The organism is Halogeometricum rufum (assembly GCF_900112175.1).
Lineage (GTDB): Archaea > Halobacteriota > Halobacteria > Halobacteriales > Haloferacaceae > Halogeometricum > Halogeometricum rufum.
The window spans coordinates 16,354-38,554 of sequence record NZ_FOYT01000004.1 but is presented as its reverse complement, the minus strand read 5'-3'; the positions used below and the strand labels follow the sequence as shown (position 1 = coordinate 38,554).

Genomic DNA, 22,201 nt, shown 5'->3' with positions numbered 1-22,201 from the left:
CCTACAGACATGAAACACGACACGCACGCTTCCGAGTCGGAGGACGCGCCACTCCTCGAGACGGAGAGACTGACGAGACTGGTCGACGGAACCGCCGTCGTCGACACTGTCTCTGTGACCGTCTCCAGAGGTGAGGTACTGGCCGTCGTGGGGCCGTCGGGAGCGGGGAAGTCGTCGTTCCTGCGGCTACTGAATCGACTGGACGAGCCGTCTTCGGGGTCGGTGTACGTCGAGGGCGTCGACTACCGCGAACTCTCCCCGCGAACGCTCCGACAGCGCATCGGCCTCGTCCCGCAGCAACCCTCGCTGGTCCCGGGGACGGTCTGGGAGAACGTCGTTCGGGGCCCGACGCTCAGAGACGAACCCGTCCCCGAGGAACGCACGCGCGAGTTGCTCGAACGTCTGGACATCGCCGACTACGAGGCGAAGGACGTGGGCGACCTCTCCGGCGGCGAAGCCCAGCGAGTGGCGTTGACGAGGACGCTGGTGAACGACCCGGACGCGTTCCTGCTCGACGAACCGACTTCGAACCTCGACGCCGGCACCGAAGCGTACGTGGAAGCGCTGATACGGGAAGTCGTCGCCGACTTCGGAATCGCGTGCGTCATCGTCACGCACGACCCGGACCAAGCGCGACGGCTGGCCGATAGAGTGCTCTCGCTGGAGGACGGCGCCGTCAGCGACCTCGGACCCGCTCGCGAGGTGCTGTCGCCGTGACGGGTGGTTTCCCGCTCGCGGACCTGTTCGCCCGTCTCGACCCGACGGTCGTGAAAGGGCTGCTCCAGGTCGCCGCCGCCGTCGCAATCGCGCTCGTGGTAGTGGGCGTCTCTCGGGTCCGCGGTCTCGCACTCGAACGGGAGTTCAGCGTCGCACTCGTCCGAGGGTTCGTTCAGGTCCTCGTCATGGGGTCGCTCATCGGCGTCCTCCTCAGCGTGCAGTACTTCTGGAGTTGGCTCATCCTCCTCGGGATGGTCGGGGGTGCGACGTGGATATCAAAGAACCGCGGTGACGGCCTCCCGGCGGTTACTCGCGTCTCGTTCCTCTCGATATCGTTCGGTGCGGGGACGGTAATCGTGGCGATGACGCTGACGGGCGCCATCGAATCGACCGTGCGGGACCTCGTTCCCGTCGGGAGCATGGTCATCGCCAACGCGATGAAGATCAACTCGCTCGCACTCGACCGCGTGCGTGGCGAAGTTCTCTCGAACCGCGACGAGATAGAAGCGGGGTTGGCGCTCGGGGCGCCGCCGTCGGCCGTCGTCACACGGCACATCCAGACCGGCGTCAGAGCGGCGCTCATCCCGACGATAGATTCGCTCAAGAGCCTCGGGTGGGTCTGGATTCCGGGTATCATGACCGGGATGATACTCTCCGGCGAGAACCCGCTGTACGCCGCGCTCTACCAGTTCGTCATCATGGCGATGATATTCGCCGCGGGCGGACTGACGAGCATGAGCAGCAGCCTCCTCGTCGCCGAGCACCTGTTCACCGACGCGGAGCAACTCGAGCGGCTCCAACCGAAGGACTCGACCACCGACGCCGTCGAGTAACTGCCGTCTCTCCGGCCCTCCGGAGGTTCTCGTCTCACCCCAACACTTCTATACGATCAGCGGGAATCTCACCGTCGTGATGGACGAGAACGAACTCTTCGAGACGCTGATCGAATCCGGCGTGCTGTCGGCACAGGACGACGGCGAAGTCCGACCGTCGAGCGACTTCGAGTCGGTCGTCTCCCGATACGACGAGCGGATACGCGACGAGACGGACCTCGGGGAGGAACTGAGAGCGGTCGACACCCCGTCCGGACGCGTGGCCGACTTCGTCGCCGTCGCCGACGAGGCGCCCGACTTCGTCGCCCGGTATCTCGCAGTTCGGGACGTGGCGGAGGCGCTGGGGTTCGTCGAGAGCGTTCGGGTCGTGATACTGCTCGACCGGTTCACCGGATCCGTGCCGCCGACGGACGGGTCTCCCGAGCCGTTTCTTCCGGTCGCGGGGGAGCGACTCCCCGCGATGCTCGGCGTCTTCCCGGTGGCCGTCGTGTACGTCTGGCGCGAGCGGTGTCCCGACTGTGACGAGATGCGTGACGCCCTCGAGTCGGTCTTCGAACGCGGTCACGACTCGGTCACGCTGTTGTCGGTGTACGGCCCGGACTGTGCCGAGATGCTGGAAGACCGGTACGACGTCGTCGGCGGTCCGACCACACTGTTCGTCGTCGACGGGACGATAGACAGTCGACTCCAAGGCGCGCACGTCGAAGAAGTAGTGGAGAGAGAGGTCGACAACTCGCTGACGACCGCCGAGATGCGAGGCGTCCGCTGAGCTAGTCTTCGGGGAGTTCCGAGAGGCAGGGGAAGTCTTCCTCGGACGGCGTTCCCTCTTTGGGCCAGAGCGGACTCAGGTCCGCGTCGGGCGGGTAATGGAGTCGCCCCTGGTCGTCCCAACCCCACCCGTTCTCTTCGAGTAACTGCTTTGCCGCCTCGGGTTCGCCCGTGGGTTCGGTGGTGTACTTGTAGACGTCGCTGTCGTCGTCGGGATAGGAGGGGTGCGTGGTGATGAAGTGGCTGCCGTGGTACTGCGGTTCGCCCTGTCCGGACTGAGAGACCTGATTGATCTCCTTTCGGTTGAGCGCCTTACCCCACGCGCGGCGGAACTCGAGGAACTTGGTCGGCGCGACGCCGTGGTGCGGGTGGAAGTGGTAGCCCATGAAGCCGCTGAACACGTTCGTCTGAATGCCGTCCGCCTGCTTCATCTGGTCGAAGAGTCCCGTCGGAAGTTGTGACACGACGTCGACCTCGCCGGCCTGCAACCCTTGGGCCGCGCCCTGCTTGCTGTCGAACGCGAGGAACACCTTTCGCTGGTTCGGCGGGTCGTGCGCGGCGCAGTCCGGGAACGGGTCGAGTGTGACCGACTGTCCGGGCTGGAAGTTGACGACCTGATAGGGGCCGCAGCCGATGATCTCGTTCAGCGTGAAGTTCGAGGGGTTCTCGTCGGCACCGGATTCGACGAACGACTGCTTGTGGTAGATGCCGCGCTTCTGGAGCTTCTTGTTGATGAACGGCCAGTACGCCTGCTTCAGGTTGAACTCGACCGTCTTGTCGTCGACGATCTTGATGCCGTCGGCGCCGCCCTCGTAGGGGATGGCCGTGTGGTCGGGCACCACGCTGCCGTTCTCGTGGTTCCACTGGAACGTGTACTGGACGTCCTCCGCGGTGACCGGGTCGCCGTTGTGGAACGTCGCGTCCTTGATTTCGACGATGATGCGCTTGCCTTCGCGGGCCGTTTCGAGGCTGGCGGCCATGTTCTGCTGGAGTTCGAAGTTCTCGTCGTACTCCATCAGCGTCGACGTCACGATGTGGTTCCACAGGGAGTCCGAGTCCATCCGCGGGAACGCGGACGTGGCCATCGTGTTCCCGTCGGCGTTGAACACCATCTGGTCTTTGTCTTCGACCGACGAGTAGATGTGGAACCGGGGGTTGTTCTTCGCGTAGCCGGCCTGACCGACTCGCTCCGTGTTCACGGCCGACCTTGCGGCGTTGAAGTTGAGCGTGTTCGTCGTCGGGATGTGGGCGGCGTCCTCGCTCATTATCTTGATCCCCTCCCGAACCATCTCGTTCCGCTTGTCGAGCGACGGTGCGGAGACTTGGTCGTGCGCGAGTTTCGAGAACTCACACGAGGGGTAGTGCGAGGAGTTCAACAGTCCGTCGCCGCCCGCCCGAGTGATCATGTTACGGACCATGATCGGGTTCGGGTCGAGTCGCCCGCCGGTGTTCCCCATGTACCAGTACGCGATGGGGAACTTCCGAACGTCGTTGTTCCACTCGGAGATGGTCGTCGCGATGTCTTTCGGCTGCAGTTCGACCTGAACCCCCAGCGCGTTTTCCACGTTGGGCTTGGCGACGGAGAGTTGCTCCTCACAGGTCGGGGCGCGCCCGACGTCCGACCAGTACGGGCACGCCAGCGACGGAACCCGCTCGCCGAGTTCACCGTCGCTGGCCGTTCCACCGCTGCCGTCACCCGTTCCGTCACCCGAGTCGTCGCCGCTGCAACCGGCGACGGCCGTCGCTCCGGCGATAGTACCCATCGTCTTCACAAACTGCCGTCTGTCTATGGCATGCTCACCCATGGCTGTGTTTCACCGTGCCACACTCAACAGTATCTATCTATTAAATATTTGCGTTTGTCATCGTGACTCACAGGACGGAATATAGTTCGGAGGCAGGGGGCAGTCGCGAACGAGGCCGCACGTCCGCCTCGGACCGCGTCGTAGCCCCGCGTGAAAAATCGTGTTAGCGTCGGACCGACCCCGAGGCGGCGTCCGAGGTACTCTCGAACCCGAGGGCGGGGAGGACGGCGGCCTAAGCGTCGTCCGTCACGCTGACCCGCGGGTCGATGACGCCGTACAGGATGTCGACGGCGTAGTTGCCGAGCACGACGCTCACGGCGGCGGCGAAGAAGACGAACTGAACGACCGGGTAGTCCCGTCCCAGAATGGAGTGCACCAGCAGGTTGCCGATTCCCGGCCAGTTGAACACCACTTCGATCAGCACGAGACCGCTGACCGCCTGCAGCATCGACGTGGGGAAGAGCGTGATGACCGGCAGACTCGCGTGCTTCGAGACGTGCTTGAGCCGCTTCTTCGAGGGGAGACCGGTGATGCGGTGGTAGTAGGTGAAGTCCTGCCCCATCACCTCGGTCACGCTCGTCCGCATCACCAGCAGCGGCGAGTACACGTACCGGAGTATCACCGCCGTGAACGGCAGGATGTAGTGGTGAAGGAAGTCCTGGGTGAAGTACGGCCGCCACCACGGCCACTCCGGGTGAAGGGCGAGAAAGCCCGCCGAGAACATCCCGGACGTCGGGAACAGGTCGAGGTACATCGCGAACACCACCACGAGGATGATGCTCAGGAAGAACGAGGGCATCGTCCCCATGACGAAGAACGGGATGATGCCGTAGCTCTCCAGTTTGGTCCCGCGCTTGGACCCGAGGACGGCGCCGACTATCGACCCGATGATGTAGAACGCCACCGTCGCCGGTCCGACGAGGATGAACGTGTTGAATATCTTCATCCGGACGAGTTCCCACACCGGGACCCCGCTCGTCAGCGAGTTCCCGAGGTTGAACGTCGCCAGACTCCGCACGTACTGCAGGTACTGGATGTGTATCGGTTCGTCGAGGCCCCATCGCGCACGCGCCGCGGCGACGGCTTCCGGACTCGCTCCCGAGTTCAGCATGAGCGTCCCCGGGTCGCCGGGCATCGCGCGGAACAGGAGGAACAGGAACGTCAGTATCCCCCACAGCAACAGGACCGTCTGGAGCGTCCGGTTGACGAAGTATCGTGCGGTCGACATCAGTCGTCACCCTCCGTGCCCGTGGCTCGCTGATTCGCGGACGCCCCGTCCGCTCCGGTCTGTACGCGTCGTTCGTGGTCGTAGTGGAGGTGACACGCCACCTCTCGTTCCGCTCCGTGTTCGACGTTCATCGGGGTTTTCTCGCAGATGTCCATCCGGTCCGGACACCGGTCGCGGAACCGGCATCCGCTTCCCAAGCCTATCGGGTCCGCGACGGCACCCTCTATCGACGTTCGGTCCCGTTGGTGATGGGGGTCCGGTATCGGTACGGCCGACACCAGTTCCTGGGTGTACGGGTGTTTGGGGTCGTCCAGCAGCGTCTGCGTCGGTGCCGACTCCACGATTCGTCCGAGGTACATCACCTTGATCTGGTCGCACACGTATCCGACCGTCGAGAGGTCGTGCGAGATGTATATCATGCTCACCCCGAGTTCGGTCGTCAGGTCCGAGAGCAGGTTGAGTACGGACGCCTGCGTGGACACGTCCAGCATGGAGACGGGCTCGTCGGCCAGAATCACGTCCGGTTCGGTCACGAGCGCTCGAGCGATCGAGACGCGTTGTTTCTCCCCGCCGCTCAACTGCTGCGGGAGGCGGTTGAGGTAGTTCCTGGCCGGGTTCAGCTCCACCTGTTCGAGGACGTCCAGAATCCGCTCCTCGCTCGCCTCCATGTCGTGGATCTTGAGCGGTTCCTTCAGCGTCTCCTGGACGGACATCTTCGGATCGATCGAGTTGAACGGGTCCTGGAAGATGATCTGCACGTTTCGACGGAACGCTTTCCACTCGCTGCGGTCGAACGACGAGAGCGGCGTCCCGTCGTACCTGATTTCACCGCCCGTGGGGTCGTGGAGGCCCATCAGCGTCTTGAGCAGGGTCGTCTTCCCGCACCCGCTCTCGCCGATGACGCCGACGACCTCGTTCTCGTCGAGCGTGAACGAGACGCCGTCGACGGCCTTCACGTACTCGTCGCTGCCGAAGAGCGAATCGAGGAACCCCGAGCTCCGGCTGAAATACTTCTCCATCTCGTCCAGTTCCATCAGTGGGTCGTTCACGATTGGTCACCTCGTATCGCCGCCAGACTCTCCGCCGGGTCCTCTTGCTCGAATATCTCGTTCGTTCTGAAGCACGCCGCACGGTGGCCATCGGCCGACGTGTCGCTGGCTTCGAGTGGGGGCGCTGCCTCGCGACAGCCCTCCTCGGCCCACGGGCACCGGTTCGCGAACGTGCAGTAGTCCACGTCGCCGAACTGCTGCGGGGGCGTCCCCTCGATGGTCTCCAGTTCCCGGTCGGGGAATCGGATGTCCGGGAACGCCCGCTGGAGCAGGTACGAGTACGGGTGTTTCGGGTCGTCGTACACGTCGGTTATCGGACCGGTCTCGGCTATCTGCCCGCCGTGCATCACCGCCAGTTCGTCGCACGACTCGAAGACCAGGCTGATGTCGTGCGTGATGAGGATCATGCTGGTCTCCGTCGAGTCGCGGATCTCGTCCAGATACTTGAATATCTGGTCCTGCATGATGACGTCCAGCGCCGTCGTCGGCTCGTCGGCGATGACGATAGACGGCTGGAGGAACAGCGCGAGGGCGATGATAGCGCGCTGTTGCATCCCCCCGGAGAACTGGTGGGGGTAGTCGCGGATGCGGTTCTCCGGCAGTCCGACCACCTCGAACATCTCCTCGAACTGCGCGAGTGCCTCCTCCTCGGAGAGGTCCGTGTGAACGTTGGCTATCTCGAGCGCCTGTTCGCTGAGTCGCTGCATCGGGTCCAGACTGTTCATCGACGCCTGCGGGATGTACGCGATCTCCTTCCAGCGAACCTTCTCGTTGAGTTCGGCGTCGCCGAGGTCCTGTAGTTCCTCGCCCCTGTACTTCAGTTTCCCCGACGCGATGCGACCGTTGTCGTCCAGACCGCCGATGATGGACTTCGCGAGCGTGCTCTTCCCGCATCCGGACTCGCCGACGAGGCCGAAGTACTCCCCGTCTTCGACCGTGAAGTCGGCGTTCGAGACGGCCGTGAGCGGCCCCTGACGGGTGTCGTACTCGATAGTCAGATTCTCGACTTCGAGCAGCGGTTCGCTCGACATTACGGACCAGCCCCCGTGACGGACCGCTCGTCTTCGTCGCTGTCTTCGAGTTGCCGACCGATCATGAACGCCGACATCACGGTCAGTGAGATGAGGATTCCCGGTGGGAGCGACCACCACGGCGCCTGAACCATCGTCCCCGACTGGTAGGCGTTCCGAATCATCACGCCCCAGGAGGGGATGAACGGACTCGAGACCCCGATGAACGCGAGTCCGGCGTTGACGAGTATCGCGTATCCGACGCCCAGCGAGAAGAACAGCGCCGCCATCGGAGCGATGTTGGGGAGGATGTGCTTGACGATGATGCGGATGCGACTGGACCCGGTGGCTTTCGCGGCGAGGATGAACGGTCGCTCCTTGATTTGAATCACCTGCGACCGCAGCACGCGAGCGTTGCCGCGCCAGAGGATGAGGCCGATGACGATGATAGAGGCGAAGAATCCGACCTCGAGGAAACTGACCAGGACGATGGCGAACGGAATCGTGGGCACCGAGTACGCGAAGTCGGTGATTCGCATGAGCGTCGACTCCACCCATCCGCCGACGTACCCGGCGAGGACGCCGACCGTCATCCCGATTCCGATGATGATAGCTCCGCCTACGAAGCCCGTGATCACCGTCGGCTGGACGCCGTAGACGAGTCGCGAGAGGACGTCACGCCCGCTCGAGGTGGTCCCCAGGGGGTGGGCTATCGACGGCGGCTGCGAACGGAGGATTCCGCCTTCGCTCGCGTAGAAGACGCGATCGTAACTGTACGGCGTGATCTCCTGACCCACCACCGCGAGAACCAAGAGCGCAGAGAGGTACAGGAACGCGAATCTCGACGTCGGGTCCCGCCAGATGACCTTGAATCCGCGGCTCAGGTTCCGGATAAGGTATGATTGGTCACGACCGATCTCTTTTCCGAGGACATTCATTGGTATAGTATTCCATGCCATTGTGGTCCACAGTCACTCTTAATTTTTACGGTAAGAACGGTTCTCGGCGCAGCAAGGTCGCCGAACCGGCTGGGGGCGTCGCTACTCGGAACGGTGCCTCGTTCGAACGGCGCGAAGAGCAAGGTAAGCAGTCGTAATTCGGAGTGACTCGCCCACACCAGTCGGTTCTGCGGCCGGTCTATCGTGGCGACGGCCGTCTCACGAGCGGTGGTCGGTGTATCCTTCGAACCGGGTTATCGAGAGGTCGTCGTAGTAGTCCGTCGGGTCGTCGTCGAGCACCTGCTGTGCGATCATCTTTCCGACCGCCGGAGCGAGTTGGATTCCGGACGTGTGGAAGGCCGCGATGGAGAAGCCTTCGAGGTCGGTCCAGCCGACGACCGGGTTCTTGTCCGGCGTGATGGACCGAATCCCGACCCACTCTTCGACCACCTTCGCGTCGATGAGGTCGGGGACCAGCCGTTGGAGGAGGTCGATTCCCCGGTCCCGGATGTCCTCGGGTACCGTCTCGCCCATCGCCCTCGGGTCGTACTCCGTCGCGTCCTCGTACACGTCGCCCGGATTGTACCCGATGAGGAACTCGTCCTCACTCCGACGGTGGAACGTGTAGGGTGACTCGAAGTGATTGATGGCCGGGAGCGTGTAGTCGGACTGGTCGTCGGGCCGTAACACGAGTATCGGAGCGATAGTGTGTTTGACCGGCAGTTCGATCCCGACCGATTCGGCGAGTTCGATGTTCCAAGGCCCCGCGGCGCAGATGACCTCGTCCAGTTCGACCTCCTCGCCGCCTTCCGTTACCAGACCCGTCGCCCGGCCCCCGTCCGTCGTTATCTCCTCGACGGCGGTGTTCGCACGCACGTCGACGCCGTTGTCCTTCGCGCGTTCGAGGAACTCGTACGCCAGTTCCTGCGGCCGGTCCATGTAGCCGACCTTCGGTCGGAACAGCGCTCCCTCGATCGGTTCCTCGTCGACCGGCGGCAGGAGCAGTTTCTCCTTGATCGCGTCGCCGTCGATGTACTCGACCAAGTCCCTGTCGAACCCCATGCCCATCTTTCCGAAGTAGGTGTCCCCGTCCGTCCGAACCGCCTCTTCCATCCTGTCGGCGTTGTCCGCTTCGGTCGCCGCCGTCAGGATTCCCATCGACGTGTATCGGGGGTTCACGCGAGACTCTCTGAAGAAGCGGTTGTAGAGCTTCATGCCGTAGCGCTTCATCCTGTACTGGGTCTCGTCTCCGTAGAATCCGTACTGGGCGACGGACTTGTAGGTCGTCTCCGACGCCGGCGACTGGCGCTCGAAGACGACGACGGAGTCGTCGGTCCGCTGGCTGAGGTGATACGCGATACTCGCACCCGCTATACCGCCACCTATGATTCCGTATGTCGAACTCACAACAGTGGCTCACCGCGAGCGTTCGTAAAACTTTGGGAGGGAGTCGCCCGCCTGCCGCCAACGGACGAGGGGTCACTCGTCGCGGTACCGGACTTCGTCGGGTCCCCGCGAATCCGGCCCGTCCGACGCTATCCGACGGATGCAACGGGCGTACGCAGAACCGGCAGCGCGGAGCGTTTGATATGTTCATACAAATTTATGGAGGACAAGCTCGTCGGTCCCGAGTATGAACGAGAACCGCCGAACGATACAGTCGGTCGAGAACGCGCGGGAGATAATGGCCGTTCTCGAAGAGCGAGGCGGGGCGTCGGTCGCCGAAGTGACCGAGCAGGTGGAGTTGACGAGGGGCACCGTCCACACGTACCTGGTCACGCTCAACGAGGAGGGCTTCATCCGGAAGTCCAGCGACGGCGAGTACGACCTCAACCTGAAGATACTCGACCTGGCATCCTCCATCAGAGAACGCCAGCCGATATACAGACACGGGCGGAACGAAGCCAACGAACTGGCGATAGCGACGGGTGACGTGACGCATCTCGCCGTCGAGTCCGACGGCGTCGTCTACATGCTGTACTCCTCGCGAGGGTCGCTCAAGCAGGAAACCCCGAGCAACGGGCGGTTACCGATGCACGCCTCGGCCACCGGAAAGGCGCTCCTCGCGAAGATGTCCGACGACCGCGTCGAGGAGATCATCGACCAACACGGGCTCGAATCGCTCACCACGCACACGATAACCGACCGCGAACAACTCTACGAGGAGTTGGAGACGGTCCGAGAACGTGGGTACGCCAACAACTATCAGGAACAAACGGTGGGAGCGCAGACGTACGCGACCGACGTGCAACTCCCCGACGGCTCTCTCGCCGGGTCCATCGGAATCAGCGGGACGATAGGACGGTTCGAGACGAAGGACACCGACGAGCTAGTCCAGACGATGATCGAAGCCGCCAACCAGATCGAGATCAACATCCAGCGGGCACGGTCGTGAAGCGGTGACGACGACCGCTGCGACGCCCGAGCGGGAACGTCGCGCACCAGCCGATTCACCCCAGTTCTACCCGGCCTCTCGTCCGGTCGCTACGTTCTTTACTCCGGTATAGACTCGAGTTGTCGATATGCTCAAACGAATGTCCGACGAAAAGGGTCTTTCGTCGAATGCAGTTCAGTAAGAATATATATGATAGAGACGGAACATTCCCGAAAGGAGGGACGACAGGATGACGTTCGATGCCGCCCCACCGTATCGGTGCGTTCGATTCCCTCGACTCGCTCGAAACACCGGACACCGAACTACGTGCGAGGGATGTTTCGAACGATCACAGACTGGTACCGACGTTGGCGAGAGCGAGCGAACTGGTCGCGATGGGTCCGCGAACGGCACCACGACCCCGACGTGAGAGCCTCACTCGCCGCCGCCGTCCCTCTCGGTGTGGATTCGTTTGATATGCTCAACACGCACGTCTCCGACGAATCCGGGGCTGCTGACGTTCCGTGAGGCCGGTTTCGAGCTACCATTACAACCATAGCTTCGTAATTCCGATTCGACACCCGAACCGACACGTGACGAGGTTTGACTCCGGACCTCCGAGTTATCCGTTACAACAATAGCACTGCAATGGGAGACGACAGACGAGTGGCGAACGCACGCTCTCGGACCGACTGGCGACGAACCGGACGTCGTCGGATGCTGCGCCGATACCGCCGTCGTGGTCTGACGCTGACACTCGGACGAAGCCGGTCGGTTCCGGACGGAGACGTCTGCAGAGCGGTGCAGTCACCGAGACGAGAGACGCCGGCGTGTCGTTTCCGTCGGTCGAACGTCGAAAGGGGCCAATCGACGGCCGTGTTTCTGTCGGAGGCGACGCGGCCGACGCCGAGTCCGACGTTCGACTTCGACCACGGTACGACCCGGGCCGCGACAGAGTCCCCGGACGGTCGGTCGAGCTCCGTCCGCGTTCTGCGAGTCGATTAGCGAATTCTGCCTCCGTTTCCGGAGCTGATACTCCATTTGTCCCCGATAGCGAGCATGAACAGCCACATACAGTATTCATTCGATATATTCGTTAGTACATAGCCTCGTTCTGTAGTTCTCTGTGTTGTTTCTTCGGACAGCGCTTACACTCGGAAGCTCGACTTCCAACGAGCGAGCCACTACCGGGTGAGAGAGCCGTCGACGCGCCGCCACTCGACGGTCCGTGGACGTCCTCGGTGCCGACTCCGAGGCCCGTGAGGTAGTCGTCGCGGCCGCCGGTGGGTTCGATGTCGAGCGCCGAGGAGCAGCAGTCCGCACGCATCCAGACCGTTCCCGCACGTCGCAGGAACACCGCGTACTCGACGAACGGCACCGACCGAAACGCTCGGCACGCCTACACGCTACCGCGATGCGGCTCCGACTCGTGGGAACTGTCCGTCTGCTTCGCGTTATCCGTCAGTGCGGACGACAGCAGCGTCCGCTCGGCCTTTCGGAGGTGTTCGTGCAGCGTCGCTCGGCTGATTCCCAGTTCCGCGGCGAGTTCCTCGTTCGTTATCTTCCGCGGCCAGTCGTAGTACCCCCGCGCGAGGGCTTCGGTCGCGACTTCGCGCTGCCGTTCGGTCAGGGGGGAGTCGGAGCCGGCTCTGAACTCCGTGAGTTTCCCGAGCGTGACGGTGCCGAACGACGCCAAATCGTCGAGAATGTCCTTCAGGTCTTCCCGCCGGAAGACGAGGACGTGGTACTCTCGCTGACGACCCGACACGGTGTTCGACCGCCGGAGCGTACCGTGGTTCTGGTAGATGGCCGAGTACGCCCCGCAGGAGGGCTTCGTCACGAGGAGGTTGTCGTCGTCGAGGCGCTTGACGTGTTCGACGTGGTCCGTCGCTTCGAGTTCTCGCTGGAACTCGTCGGCGTGCGGACCGGCCCGGAGGACGAACGTCACGAACCCGTTCTGTATCTCCTCGATTTCGATGGGAATCGGCGTCTCGACGTCGGCCGTGAGTCGGCGGAGCACGCACTCTCGGTGCTGGGTGAAGTGAACTGTCGCGATGAACATCTGTGGGTTCCCGTGCCAACACTCCCCACGGACAAAAAGCTACGCGACGAGGGGGGACGCGCCGACGCGGCCGATCCGGCCATATAAGCAGCCAACAGCTGTTGGGGAAATCCTTACTCCCCAATCTGCCGATAGATACGATGAACGATACCATATGACATACAATCTCGGCGTGGACGTGGGCGGGACGTTTACGGACGTCATCGTCTTCGACGAATCGACCCACGAACTCACGATAGACAAAGTGCTCTCGACACCCGCGAATCCGTCGGAGGGGGTGCTACGCGGTGTCGAGGAGGCGACGGAGAAGGCGGGCACGTCCGTCTCGGAACTCGACCTCCTGTTTCACGGCACGACGGTCGTGACGAACATGCTCTTGGAGGAGACGGGCTCCCGCGTCGGACTCGTCACGACGACGGGGCACGAGGACATCCTCCACCTGGCCCGGGCGTGGACGCCCGGTCCGCTGTACGGGTGGATGGGCATGGAGAAACCGAACCCGCTGGCGGACCTCGTGGACACGCGCGGCGTCGGCGGGCGGATAACCTCACCCTCGGGCGAGGAGACCGAACCGCTCGACGAGGCGGCGGTCAGGGAGGCCGTTCGAGAACTCGACGACGCCGGCGTCGAGTCGCTGACCGTCGCGCTGTTGAACTCCTACCTCAACCCCGCACACGAGGAGCGAGTCCGCGAAATCGTCGCCGAAGAGGCCCCGGAGCTTCCGGTGTCCATCTCCTCGGACATCGTCCCCGAGTACGGCGAGTACGAGCGGACGCTGACGACGGTCATCAACGACTACGCGCGGCCGACGGTCATCGACTACCTCGACGACCTGGACGACTCGCTGGCGGCGGCCGGGTCGTCGGCGACGATGAACGTGGTCCGCTCCGACGGCGGACTGATGAGCACGGCGGCCGCCAAGGAGCGACCGGTCGAACTCGCGCTGTCGGGTCCGAGCGGCGGCGTCGTCGGCGCGGCGACCATCGCCGAGAAGAAGGGGGTCCCGGACGTGCTGACGCTCGACATGGGTGGCACCTCGACCGACGTGTCGCTCGTCGAGGCCGGCACGCCGGAGACGACGCGGCAGACGAAGGTCGGCTACCGGGAGTTCACGTCCCGGTCCGTGGACGTCAACACGGTGGGTGCCGGCGGCGGGTCCATCGCCCGGGTCCAGTTGAACGGGTCGCTCCAGGTCGGCCCGGAGAGCGCCGGTGCCGACCCGGGACCGGCGTGTTACGGGCAGGGCGGCGAGGAACCGACGGTGACGGACGCGAACGTCGTCCTCGGCCGCATCCCGGAGTCGGTCCAACTCGGCGGCCGGATGGCACTCGACCGAGAGGCGGCCCACGAGGCCGTCGCGACGATCGCCGAGGAGCGAGATACGAGCGTCGAGGAGGCCGCACAGGCCATCCTCGACATCGTCAACGAGAACATGCACAGCGCGCTCCGGGTCGTCTCGGTCGAACGCGGCTACGACCCGCGGGAGTTCGGCCTCGTCGCGTTCGGCGGCGCCGGGCCGATGCACGCCAACGCGCTGGCGGACGTGATGGGCGCGTACCCCCTCGTCGTCCCGCCGGGACCGGGCGTCATGTCCGCGTTCGGCTTCCTCACGTCCGACATCCAGAACGAGTTCGCGGAGACCTATCTGGAGACGGAGGAGGACGTCGACGGCGGGGACATCCACGACGAACTCCGAGCGCTCGAAGCCGAGGCGAGCGAGTGGCTCACCTCCGAGGGCGTCCCCGAGGGAGACCACGCGTTCGACTACTTCGCCGACTGCCGGTACTTCCGGCAGGACATCCAGATGTCGATTCCGGTGACCGTCGAGAACCTCCGCGGCGAGAGCGGACTCGCGGAGATAAAGGACGACTTCGAGGCCCGGCACGACCGCCAGTTCGGGTTCTCGCTCGACGCGCCCCTCGAAATCGCGAACCTCCGCGTCGTCGGCAAGGGGACCCTGCAGGGCGTCACCATCGAGGAACACGCGCTCACCGGTGCCGACCCGAGCGACGCCGAACTCGGCACGAGCGAGGTGTACTTCGACGACGAGTACCGCGAGACGACCATCTACGACCGCGGCGAACTCCGACCGGGCAACGAACTCGTCGGCCCGGCCATCGTCACCGACGACGACTCGACCGTCGTCCTGCAACCGGACCACGTCGCGACCATCGACCGCTACGCCAACATCGAAATCACCAGAGGAGAGAGCCAATGAGCGACGCACCACCAGAGTTCGTCGGCGACCACGACGTCGACCAGACCACCCTCGACATCATCGAGAGCACGCTCTCGAACGTCCGCTACGAGATGGACCGCGTGCTGGAGACGACGGCCATCAGCCCCGTCATCCGCGAACAGTCCGACCAGTTCCCACTCATCGCGGACGCGCAGGGGCGGATGGTGATGGGCCAGTTCGGGTCCGCCATCGACACCATCCTCACGAACTCGCCGTTCGACCGCGAGGACCTCGAAGACGGCGACGTGATAGCCACCAACGACCCCTACATGTGCGCCGGCGCCGTCTCGCACACGCCGGACATGCTCCTGTTGCGGCCCATCTTCTACGACGGCGACCTCGTCGGGTTCTCCAGCCAGTGGGGGAACCTGATGGACGTCGGCGGGAAGACGCCCGGCAGCATGCCCGTACAGGCTACCACCATCTTCGAGGAGGGGATGCGCCTCCCGCCGGTCAAACTCTACAAGCGCGGCGAAATCGACAGCGAACTGCTCGAATCGTTCGCTCACAACACGCGCCTGCCCGAACACGCGGAGGCCGACATCAAGGCGCTCGCGGCGGGGACGAAGGCCGCCGAGACGCGGATACAGGAACTCTGCGACCGGTTCGGTAAGGAGACCTATCTCGAAGCCTGCGACGCCATCCTCGACCGCACCCGCGACGGGATGATAGACCTCATCCACGAGTTCGTTCCCGAGGGCGAGCGGTACACGTTCGAGGACCACGTGGACGACGACGGCATGGGGAACGGGCCCATCAAACTCCACCTCGAAATCTACCGCGAGGGCGACACGGTCTACCTCGACTGGACCGGCACGGACGCGCAGGTGCCGGGGACGGTGAACTTCCTCCTGAACGAGAAGATGTTCAAGATGTTCACCGGCGTGTTCCTCATCATGGCGTTCGACCCGCTGTTGACGTTCAACGACGGCTACTACGACCTGTTCGAGGTCACGCTCCCGGAGGGGTCGGTGCTGCAACCGGAGTTCCCGGCACCGCTCGGCAACCGACTGCCGACGATGGCCCGGCAGTTCGACGTGCTGCAGGCGACGTTCTCGAAACTCATCGACGGCTTCTCGGTCGCCGGCAGTTACGGCACGTCGCCGAACCTCGTGTACGCGGGGACGGACTCCGACGGCAACGACTTCCAGATGCTGGAGATCCTCTACGGGGGGATTCCAGCCCGTCCCGGCGGCGACGGCCTCGACGGTCACTCGTGGTGGCCGCTGTTCCGCACGGTGCCGGCGGAGTACCAGGAGGCGTACTACCCGCTGACGATAGACGAGTACAGCACGCGCGCCGACACCGGCGGCGCGGGCGAGTTCCGCGGCGGCCACGGCATCACGAAGGTCTACACGTTCGAGGAGGACGGTGCCATCACGTTCCAGGACGACCGCGCGCACACGTACCCGTGGGGCGTGGACGGGGGCACGCACGCGCAGACGAGCGAGAAGACGCTGATTCGGACCGACGGCACCGAAGAAGACCTCCCCTCGAAGGTCGAGAACGTCGCCGTGTCGGCCGGTGACAAACTCGTCTTCAGCACCGCGGGCGGCGGCGGACTGGGCGACCCCCTCGACCGCGACCCGGACGTCGTCGCCGGAGAGGTCGAACGCGGACTCGTCTCCGAGTCGGCCGCTCGCACCGAGTACGGCGTCGTCCTCGCCGACGACGGCACCGTGGACGAGGCCGCGACCGAGGACCGGCGCGCGGAGATTCGCTCGACCCGCGGCGACCCACAGCAGTTCGACTACGGCCCGTTACCGGACGAAGAGACGCTCTCGGAACGCATCGCCGAGGAACGCCGGACGTTCGAGAACCGGCACAGCTGAACGACCCGAGCCCACCACACAATGGACAGTCCACACGACGTCAACGCCGGCGACGGTGACGCCGAGTACGAAGCCGCCGACTACGACGACGCGGCCTTCGGCGCGAGCGTCGGCCTCGGCGACCGGCCCGCACTGCTCGTCGTCGACCTGATAAACGCCTTCACCGACCCGGAGACGGACCTCGGCTCGGACGTCACCGACGTGCTGGAGCAGACGGCTCGTCTGCTCGCGGCGTTCCGCGAACACGACCTGCCGCGGTACTTCACCACCGTCGCCTTCGAGGAGTCCTACGGCGACGCCGGACGCTTCATCGAGAAGGTGCCGGCGCTCCGCGAACTGAAACTCGGCACCGAGGCGGTCGAAGTCGACGACCGGGTCGCGCCCGAAGGCGACGAGCGAGTCGTCCTGAAGAAGTACGCGAGCGCCTTCTTCGGCACGGACCTGCAGACCGAACTGACGACGAACGGGGTGGACACGCTCGTCATCACGGGCGTGACGACGAGCGGATGCGTCCGCGCGACGGCGGTCGACAGCCTCCAGCACGGCTACCGCACCGTCGTCCCCGCAGACGCGGTCGGTGACCGCGCCGAGGGACCGCACCGCGCCAACCTGTTCGACATCGACGCGAAGTACGGCGACGTCGTCGCGACCGACGCCGTCCTCGAACACCTCTCTACCAATGACTGACGAACCCGCAGACCCGACCGTATCGAAACCGACTAGCCCGCGTCTCCCCTGTGAGCGGCCATGACCGAGTACGGTGCCGCACTCCGCGACCACCTCGACAGCGACGGGATGCTGGTCTGCCCCGGCGTCCACGACCCGCTCACGGCCGCCGTCGCCGACGCCGTCGGCTTCGAGACCATCTACATGACCGGCTACGGCACGTCGCTGTCGAAGATCGGCTACCCCGACGCCGGTTTCATCACGATGCCGGAGATGATAGACAACGCCGCGAACATCCAGGAACGCATCGGCGTCCCGTTGATCGCCGACGCCGACAACGGCTACGGTAACGCGACGAACGTCGTCCGGACCGTCCGCGAGTACATCAAGGCCGGCGTCGGCGGCATCCACATCGAGGACCAGACGTTCCCCAAGCGCTGTGGACACACGAAAGGGCGACAGGTGATACCGCGGGAGGAGGCGGTCGGGAAGATAGCGGCCGCGGCCGACACGCGCGACGAACGCGGCGAGGAGTTCGTCCTCATCGCCCGCACCGACGCCCGCGGGACCGGCGGCGGGTCGCTGGACGAGGCCATCGGCCGCGTCAACGCCTTCCTCGACGCCGGTGCCGACGTGGCGTTCGTCGAAGGACCGACCGACGAGGCCGAACTCAGGCGCATCGGCGACGCGGTGGACGGACCGCTCGTGTACAACTTCGTCGGCGACCTCGGCTCCTCGCCGTACGTCGACCTGTCGTCGCTCGAAGACTGGGGCTTCGACGTGGTGCTGTTCCCCATCGCCGCGACGCTCTCGACCATCGCCAACGCCTACGCCGACCTCAGCGCCTTCGCCGACGACCCCGTCGCGGCGATGCGCGACATCGACGACGCGTTCAACGAGACGCCGGTCGGGAGTCTCCACGAGTTCTCCGGCTTCCCCGAAGTCGTCGAGTGGGAACGGGCGTACCTCCCCGACGAGGAACAGGAGAAGTACGAGGGGTCACTCGGCGACGACGTCGAGTGAGCCGAACGCGCCGATAGCGGACCGGTACCGACCGGCCGACTCTCGGGGGCGGTCCGTTCTCGCCGCGAATGGCACCTCGCTAGAAGAGGTCCCACAGGACCGACCGCAACCTGTAACTCAGCGAGTCGTTCTGATAGCCGGTCCACCCGCTCATCCCGCCCCGGAGCGTCACCGCGTCGTACCCCTCGTCCGCGAGCAGACTGGTCGCTCGCTTCGCGACCACTCCCATCTTGCAGACGACGACCACGTCTCTGTCCGTCGGAATCTCTCCGAGTCGGTCGCGAAGCGCGGATTCGTCGCCCTGTCGCAACTCGTCGTAGACGGGGACGTTCCGGCTCTCCTCGATAGAATTCGCTCGGAAATCGGACTCCGGGCGGATGTCGAGCAGGAACGGTTCGTCTCTCGTCCCCGAGCGGATGCGCTCGTCCAGTTCGTTCGGACGGATACTGCTCACGGAGGTAATAGCGCGCTCGGCGCACAAAATCGCACCGTTTTGACGTTGTCGACGGCGTTCGCGGAACACACGCCGAACGGTGCCGCTCCGAACGCCGTTCGTACTGGAAAGACCCCTTCGAGAGACCGGCCACCGGCGTCTCCTTGCGACCGTCGTCGCCCGACGTGTCGAATAGAAATAATCGTACTTTAGTCCGAGTCGGCGTCACTCGGCGCCGTCTCGTGTTCGCTACAGTCGAGAGAGAACGAGAGCGGACTGCAGATTCGCTTAGGGACGTGTTACAGGGTTCAAAACGCACGAGAGCCACGCACATCCCGCGTCTTCACTGCGAGAGAGCTCTCGAAGGACGAACTCGCGGTCGATGCGCACGAACCGAGTTCGAGCGTGCTCAGATGCCTCGTTCCGGGACAGCGTGAGGTGCCTCCAGCGAGAGAAGTACCCGCAGTCGTCGCGCTCTCTCGTCCGCTCGTCTCGTGGGTCCGAATCGAGATTCGTACAAATACTTAAGATTACCGTGGGCCGTTCTTCCGGTCGTAAGCGGCGAATCTCAGTTCGCGTCGAGAACGCCGTCGACCAGTCCGGCCACGGAGGCGACACCGAACCTCGACGGCCCGGTCGGCGCCTCCTCGGCGTGTCTCCCCGAAGTCCGACAACCGCCCGTTAGACGTCGGATGACGTTACGATAGTAGGTGTGTAATGCTTTCACCCGCGCATCCCTCCCCTTCACAGGCGGCAGTCGGTCCACTCACCGGAACCGAGGTCCCGACGCTCGGCGTGCGTGAGACCGAACCACTACATTCAATAGATTTATATAACCATTTTTCAACTAATTCTGGAACGTCGTATTCGAAGGGATGGGAGGCCATCTCGCTTCGGGTGCCAGTTCGGTCGGTCGGCTCAGTTCAGAAATCACAGTGGTACGGTCAGGTAGTTTAATTCCAAAATTCGCGGTTCGGGATCGTGGTGCAGAATGGCTGACTCGTGGAGACGCACCTCCGTACACGCATAATTAGACGTTTCGCCGAACGGAAAAATAGCTACGGGAGAGAACCGGAACGCGAGTGTGAAACGAACGACTGCGGCCACGTCGCCGCACGAACGGCGACCGGAAGCGTGCAGGCCGTCGAACGAGACGGAGTGCGTGGGATCACCCGTTCGAGTCGGTTGTCGCCGCCTCGAGAGTGCCCTAAAACGTTGACGAACGTTCGTGCACAATGCTTTTGCGGATAGAGCGGCGTGTCTATGGTATGTCACAACAATACAAGAATATAAAAACTGCCGAGAACGTGTTCACCATTATCGAAAAGATAGAGCAACTCGACCAGCCGACCTGTTCGGAACTCACGGCCCACGTGGGACTCTCCGCCAGTAGCGTCTACAACTACCTCAGGACACTGGAGGAGTGGGGGTACGTCATCAGAAACGACGGGCGATACAGACTCACCCTCAAGTTCCTGCAGAAGGGACGCGCCGTGCGGAACTCCTACCCCATCATGCACGCCGCCACCGAACCCATCGACGTTCTCTCGAAGGTCATCGACGAGTACATCTCGGTGTTCGTCAAGGAGGGGGTACACGCCGTGATGATACACGAGGCGAACAGTCACCACGCCGTTCACGTGCCCCCGCCGTTCCTCGGGGAACCGTTCCACCTCGGGAAGGTGCCGCAGGGAAAGGTGATACTCGCGCAGATGCCCGAATCGGACCGTCGCGAGATTCTCTCCGGCAACGGCCTCGATTCCGAGACGACCGAACGACTGGAGACCGAACTCGAAGACATCCGAGAGAGGGGACTAGCGGTGGACGAGGGACAGAGTCACGAGAACATCTGGGCCGTTGCCGCGCCGGTGAAAGTGGGCGACGAAATCTACGGGTCCCTCCTCATCAGCACGGTCCTGCACCGACTGGACGAACGCCGAGCGAATCGGGAACTGCCGAACTTGCTCGTCCAGACGGTCAAAGAGGTCGAACACCGCCTCTCACGGTACGACTTCGACGACCTGTACTCCAACTGGTGATCCGCCACCCCCCGAAGCGTCGGTTCGCCCGTCGGAGCGGTTCCGTTCCACCGCCCCACTCGTGTGATAAATCATTAAGCTTATCATGTGAGAGGATGACATGACACAGTGATGTCGCTGGAACAACCAGAAGCCACTGCCGCTGAGGAACCGCATCCCGAAATCGCCGGCCTGTTGGAACAGATGGGTGCCGCGCCGGCGCCGTCGTTCTCGTCGCTGTCGCCGACGGGAGCGCGTCAGTTGATGAAACACATGTTCCCGGACCCCGACGAGCCCGAACCGGTGGGTGACGTCATGGACCTGCATCTCGGCGACGAAGGCGTCCCGGTGCGCGTCTACGTTCCCGAGGGACAAGGGCCGTACCCGACGGTGGTGTACGTCCACGGCGGGGGCTGGGTACTCGGCGACGTCGACACGCACGACGAGACCTGTCGGGCGATAACGAACGCGACGGACGCGATGGTGGTGTCGGTCGACTACCGACTCTCGCCGGAACACACGTTCCCGACACCGCTGGAAGACTGCTACACCGCCCTCGAGTGGGTGTTCGACGACGCGCAGACGATGCAGGTGGACACGGACAACGTCGCCGTCGCCGGTGACTCGGCCGGTGGCAACCTGGCCGCCGCACTGGCGTTGATGGCCCGTGACCGCGGGGGCCCGGACATCGACCGACAGGTGCTCATCTATCCGGTCACCGACCACTCGTTCGACACCGAGTCGTACGAAGAGAACGGGGCGGGGTACCTGCTCTCGAAGGAGGACATGGAGTGGTTCTGGGACCACTACCTCGAGTCCGACGTGGACGGGAAGAACCCGTACGCCTCGCCGCTTCAGGCCAAGAATCTGGAGGGACTCCCGCCGGCGACGGTTCTCACCTGCGGGTTCGACCCCCTCCGCGACGAGGGGGCGGCGTACGCTCACCGACTGGAGGAGGCGGGCGTCTCGGTCAACCACATCAACTACGACGACGCCATCCACGGCATCGCCCAGTTCCTGGTCGAACCGATGGACCTGACCCGGTCCCGCGAACTGATAGACGACGTGGCCGCCGACCTGACGGCGACGTTCGAGTAGGGACCGCACCAGTCCCGCTTTTTCGAGGGCGACGGTCGTATCCCAGACCGACAGTCGACGCCCGCGTCGGTCACCGAGTAGCCGGACCGAACCGAGAGGACCTACCGG

General features: G+C 64.0%; 18 protein-coding genes. 10 read left to right on the top strand and 8 right to left on the bottom strand.

The window, feature by feature from the left end:
* Nucleotides 1–9: 9 nt before the first annotated feature.
* The 3 genes from BM310_RS17030 to BM310_RS17020 all read left to right on the top strand — a co-directional run bounded on the left by BM310_RS17030 (nucleotide 10) and on the right by BM310_RS17020 (nucleotide 2,319).
* Nucleotides 10–717 carry an ABC transporter ATP-binding protein gene (locus BM310_RS17030; RefSeq protein ID WP_089810009.1) on the top strand — a complete coding sequence of 236 codons (708 nt, stop codon included), beginning with the start codon at nucleotides 10–12 and terminating at the stop codon, nucleotides 715–717.
* Nucleotides 714–1,550 carry an ABC transporter permease gene (locus tag BM310_RS17025; protein WP_218156483.1) on the top strand — a complete coding sequence of 279 codons (837 nt, stop codon included), beginning with the start codon at nucleotides 714–716 and terminating at the stop codon, nucleotides 1,548–1,550. Before BM310_RS17030 ends, BM310_RS17025 begins: the two co-directional genes overlap by 4 nt.
* Before the next feature lie 79 nt (nucleotides 1,551–1,629).
* Complete coding sequence (locus tag BM310_RS17020) at nucleotides 1,630–2,319, top strand: YbbN family protein (RefSeq protein WP_089810007.1); 690 nt, start codon at nucleotides 1,630–1,632, stop codon at nucleotides 2,317–2,319.
* A 1-nt stretch (nucleotide 2,320) separates the two neighbouring features.
* On the opposite strand, the gene BM310_RS17015 is transcribed toward BM310_RS17020, so the two are convergent.
* The 6 genes from BM310_RS17015 to BM310_RS16990 all read right to left on the bottom strand — a co-directional run bounded on the left by BM310_RS17015 (nucleotide 2,321) and on the right by BM310_RS16990 (nucleotide 9,755).
* Nucleotides 2,321–4,123 carry an ABC transporter substrate-binding protein gene (locus tag BM310_RS17015; protein WP_089810006.1) on the bottom strand — a complete coding sequence of 601 codons (1,803 nt, stop codon included), beginning with the start codon at nucleotides 4,121–4,123 and terminating at the stop codon, nucleotides 2,321–2,323.
* Between the two features lie 232 nt (nucleotides 4,124–4,355).
* Nucleotides 4,356–5,351: an ABC transporter permease gene (locus BM310_RS17010; RefSeq protein ID WP_089810004.1), complete on the bottom strand. Its 996-nt coding sequence runs from the start codon at nucleotides 5,349–5,351 to the stop codon at nucleotides 4,356–4,358.
* On the bottom strand, nucleotides 5,351–6,400 hold the full coding sequence (locus tag BM310_RS17005) for an ABC transporter ATP-binding protein (protein ID WP_143105184.1): 1,050 nt from the start codon (nucleotides 6,398–6,400) through the stop codon (nucleotides 5,351–5,353). Before BM310_RS17005 ends, BM310_RS17010 begins: the two co-directional genes overlap by 1 nt.
* Nucleotides 6,397–7,431 carry an ABC transporter ATP-binding protein gene (locus BM310_RS17000; RefSeq protein WP_089810000.1) on the bottom strand — a complete coding sequence of 345 codons (1,035 nt, stop codon included), beginning with the start codon at nucleotides 7,429–7,431 and terminating at the stop codon, nucleotides 6,397–6,399. Before BM310_RS17000 ends, BM310_RS17005 begins: the two co-directional genes overlap by 4 nt.
* Nucleotides 7,431–8,210, bottom strand: a complete 780-nt coding sequence (locus BM310_RS16995) for an ABC transporter permease (protein WP_177232682.1) — start codon at nucleotides 8,208–8,210, stop codon at nucleotides 7,431–7,433. The genes BM310_RS17000 and BM310_RS16995 overlap by 1 nt, the downstream gene beginning before the upstream one ends.
* Nucleotides 8,211–8,567: 357 nt before the next feature.
* Nucleotides 8,568–9,755, bottom strand: coding sequence for an NAD(P)/FAD-dependent oxidoreductase (locus BM310_RS16990; protein ID WP_089809996.1), 1,188 nt, complete (start codon nucleotides 9,753–9,755; stop codon nucleotides 8,568–8,570).
* A 226-nt stretch (nucleotides 9,756–9,981) separates the two neighbouring features.
* Here BM310_RS16990 and BM310_RS16985 point away from each other — a divergent pair, with 226 nt between their 5' ends.
* Nucleotides 9,982–10,743, top strand: a complete 762-nt coding sequence (locus BM310_RS16985) for an IclR family transcriptional regulator (protein WP_089809995.1) — start codon at nucleotides 9,982–9,984, stop codon at nucleotides 10,741–10,743.
* Between the two features lie 1,378 nt (nucleotides 10,744–12,121).
* On the opposite strand, the gene BM310_RS16975 is transcribed toward BM310_RS16985, so the two are convergent.
* Nucleotides 12,122–12,784 carry a helix-turn-helix domain-containing protein gene (locus BM310_RS16975; protein WP_089809991.1) on the bottom strand — a complete coding sequence of 221 codons (663 nt, stop codon included), beginning with the start codon at nucleotides 12,782–12,784 and terminating at the stop codon, nucleotides 12,122–12,124.
* Between the two features lie 154 nt (nucleotides 12,785–12,938).
* Here BM310_RS16975 and BM310_RS16970 point away from each other — a divergent pair, with 154 nt between their 5' ends.
* The 4 genes from BM310_RS16970 to BM310_RS16955 are packed head-to-tail and all read left to right on the top strand — an operon-like array spanning nucleotide 12,939 to nucleotide 18,544.
* Entirely contained in the window at nucleotides 12,939–15,002 is a 2,064-nt protein-coding gene (locus BM310_RS16970; protein ID WP_089809989.1) for a hydantoinase/oxoprolinase family protein, read from the top strand.
* Nucleotides 14,999–16,855, top strand: coding sequence for a hydantoinase B/oxoprolinase family protein (locus BM310_RS16965; RefSeq protein ID WP_089809986.1), 1,857 nt, complete (start codon nucleotides 14,999–15,001; stop codon nucleotides 16,853–16,855). The genes BM310_RS16970 and BM310_RS16965 overlap by 4 nt, the downstream gene beginning before the upstream one ends.
* A 21-nt stretch (nucleotides 16,856–16,876) precedes the next feature.
* Entirely contained in the window at nucleotides 16,877–17,542 is a 666-nt protein-coding gene (locus BM310_RS16960) for an isochorismatase family protein (protein ID WP_089809985.1), read from the top strand.
* Between the two features lie 60 nt (nucleotides 17,543–17,602).
* A complete protein-coding gene (locus tag BM310_RS16955; RefSeq protein ID WP_089809982.1) occupies nucleotides 17,603–18,544 on the top strand; it encodes an isocitrate lyase/PEP mutase family protein in 942 nt (313 codons plus the stop codon).
* 79 nt (nucleotides 18,545–18,623) lie between these two features.
* Here the strand turns inward: BM310_RS16955 and BM310_RS16950 are convergent, their stop codons facing one another.
* A complete protein-coding gene (locus BM310_RS16950; RefSeq protein WP_089809980.1) occupies nucleotides 18,624–18,998 on the bottom strand; it encodes a rhodanese-like domain-containing protein in 375 nt (124 codons plus the stop codon).
* A 1,247-nt stretch (nucleotides 18,999–20,245) separates the two neighbouring features.
* On the opposite strand from BM310_RS16950, the gene BM310_RS16945 reads away from it, so the two are divergent.
* Entirely contained in the window at nucleotides 20,246–21,016 is a 771-nt protein-coding gene (locus BM310_RS16945) for an IclR family transcriptional regulator (protein ID WP_177232681.1), read from the top strand.
* Nucleotides 21,017–21,127: 111 nt separating this feature from the next.
* Nucleotides 21,128–22,093, top strand: coding sequence for an alpha/beta hydrolase (locus BM310_RS16940; RefSeq protein WP_089809975.1), 966 nt, complete (start codon nucleotides 21,128–21,130; stop codon nucleotides 22,091–22,093).
* Nucleotides 22,094–22,201 lie beyond the last annotated feature (108 nt).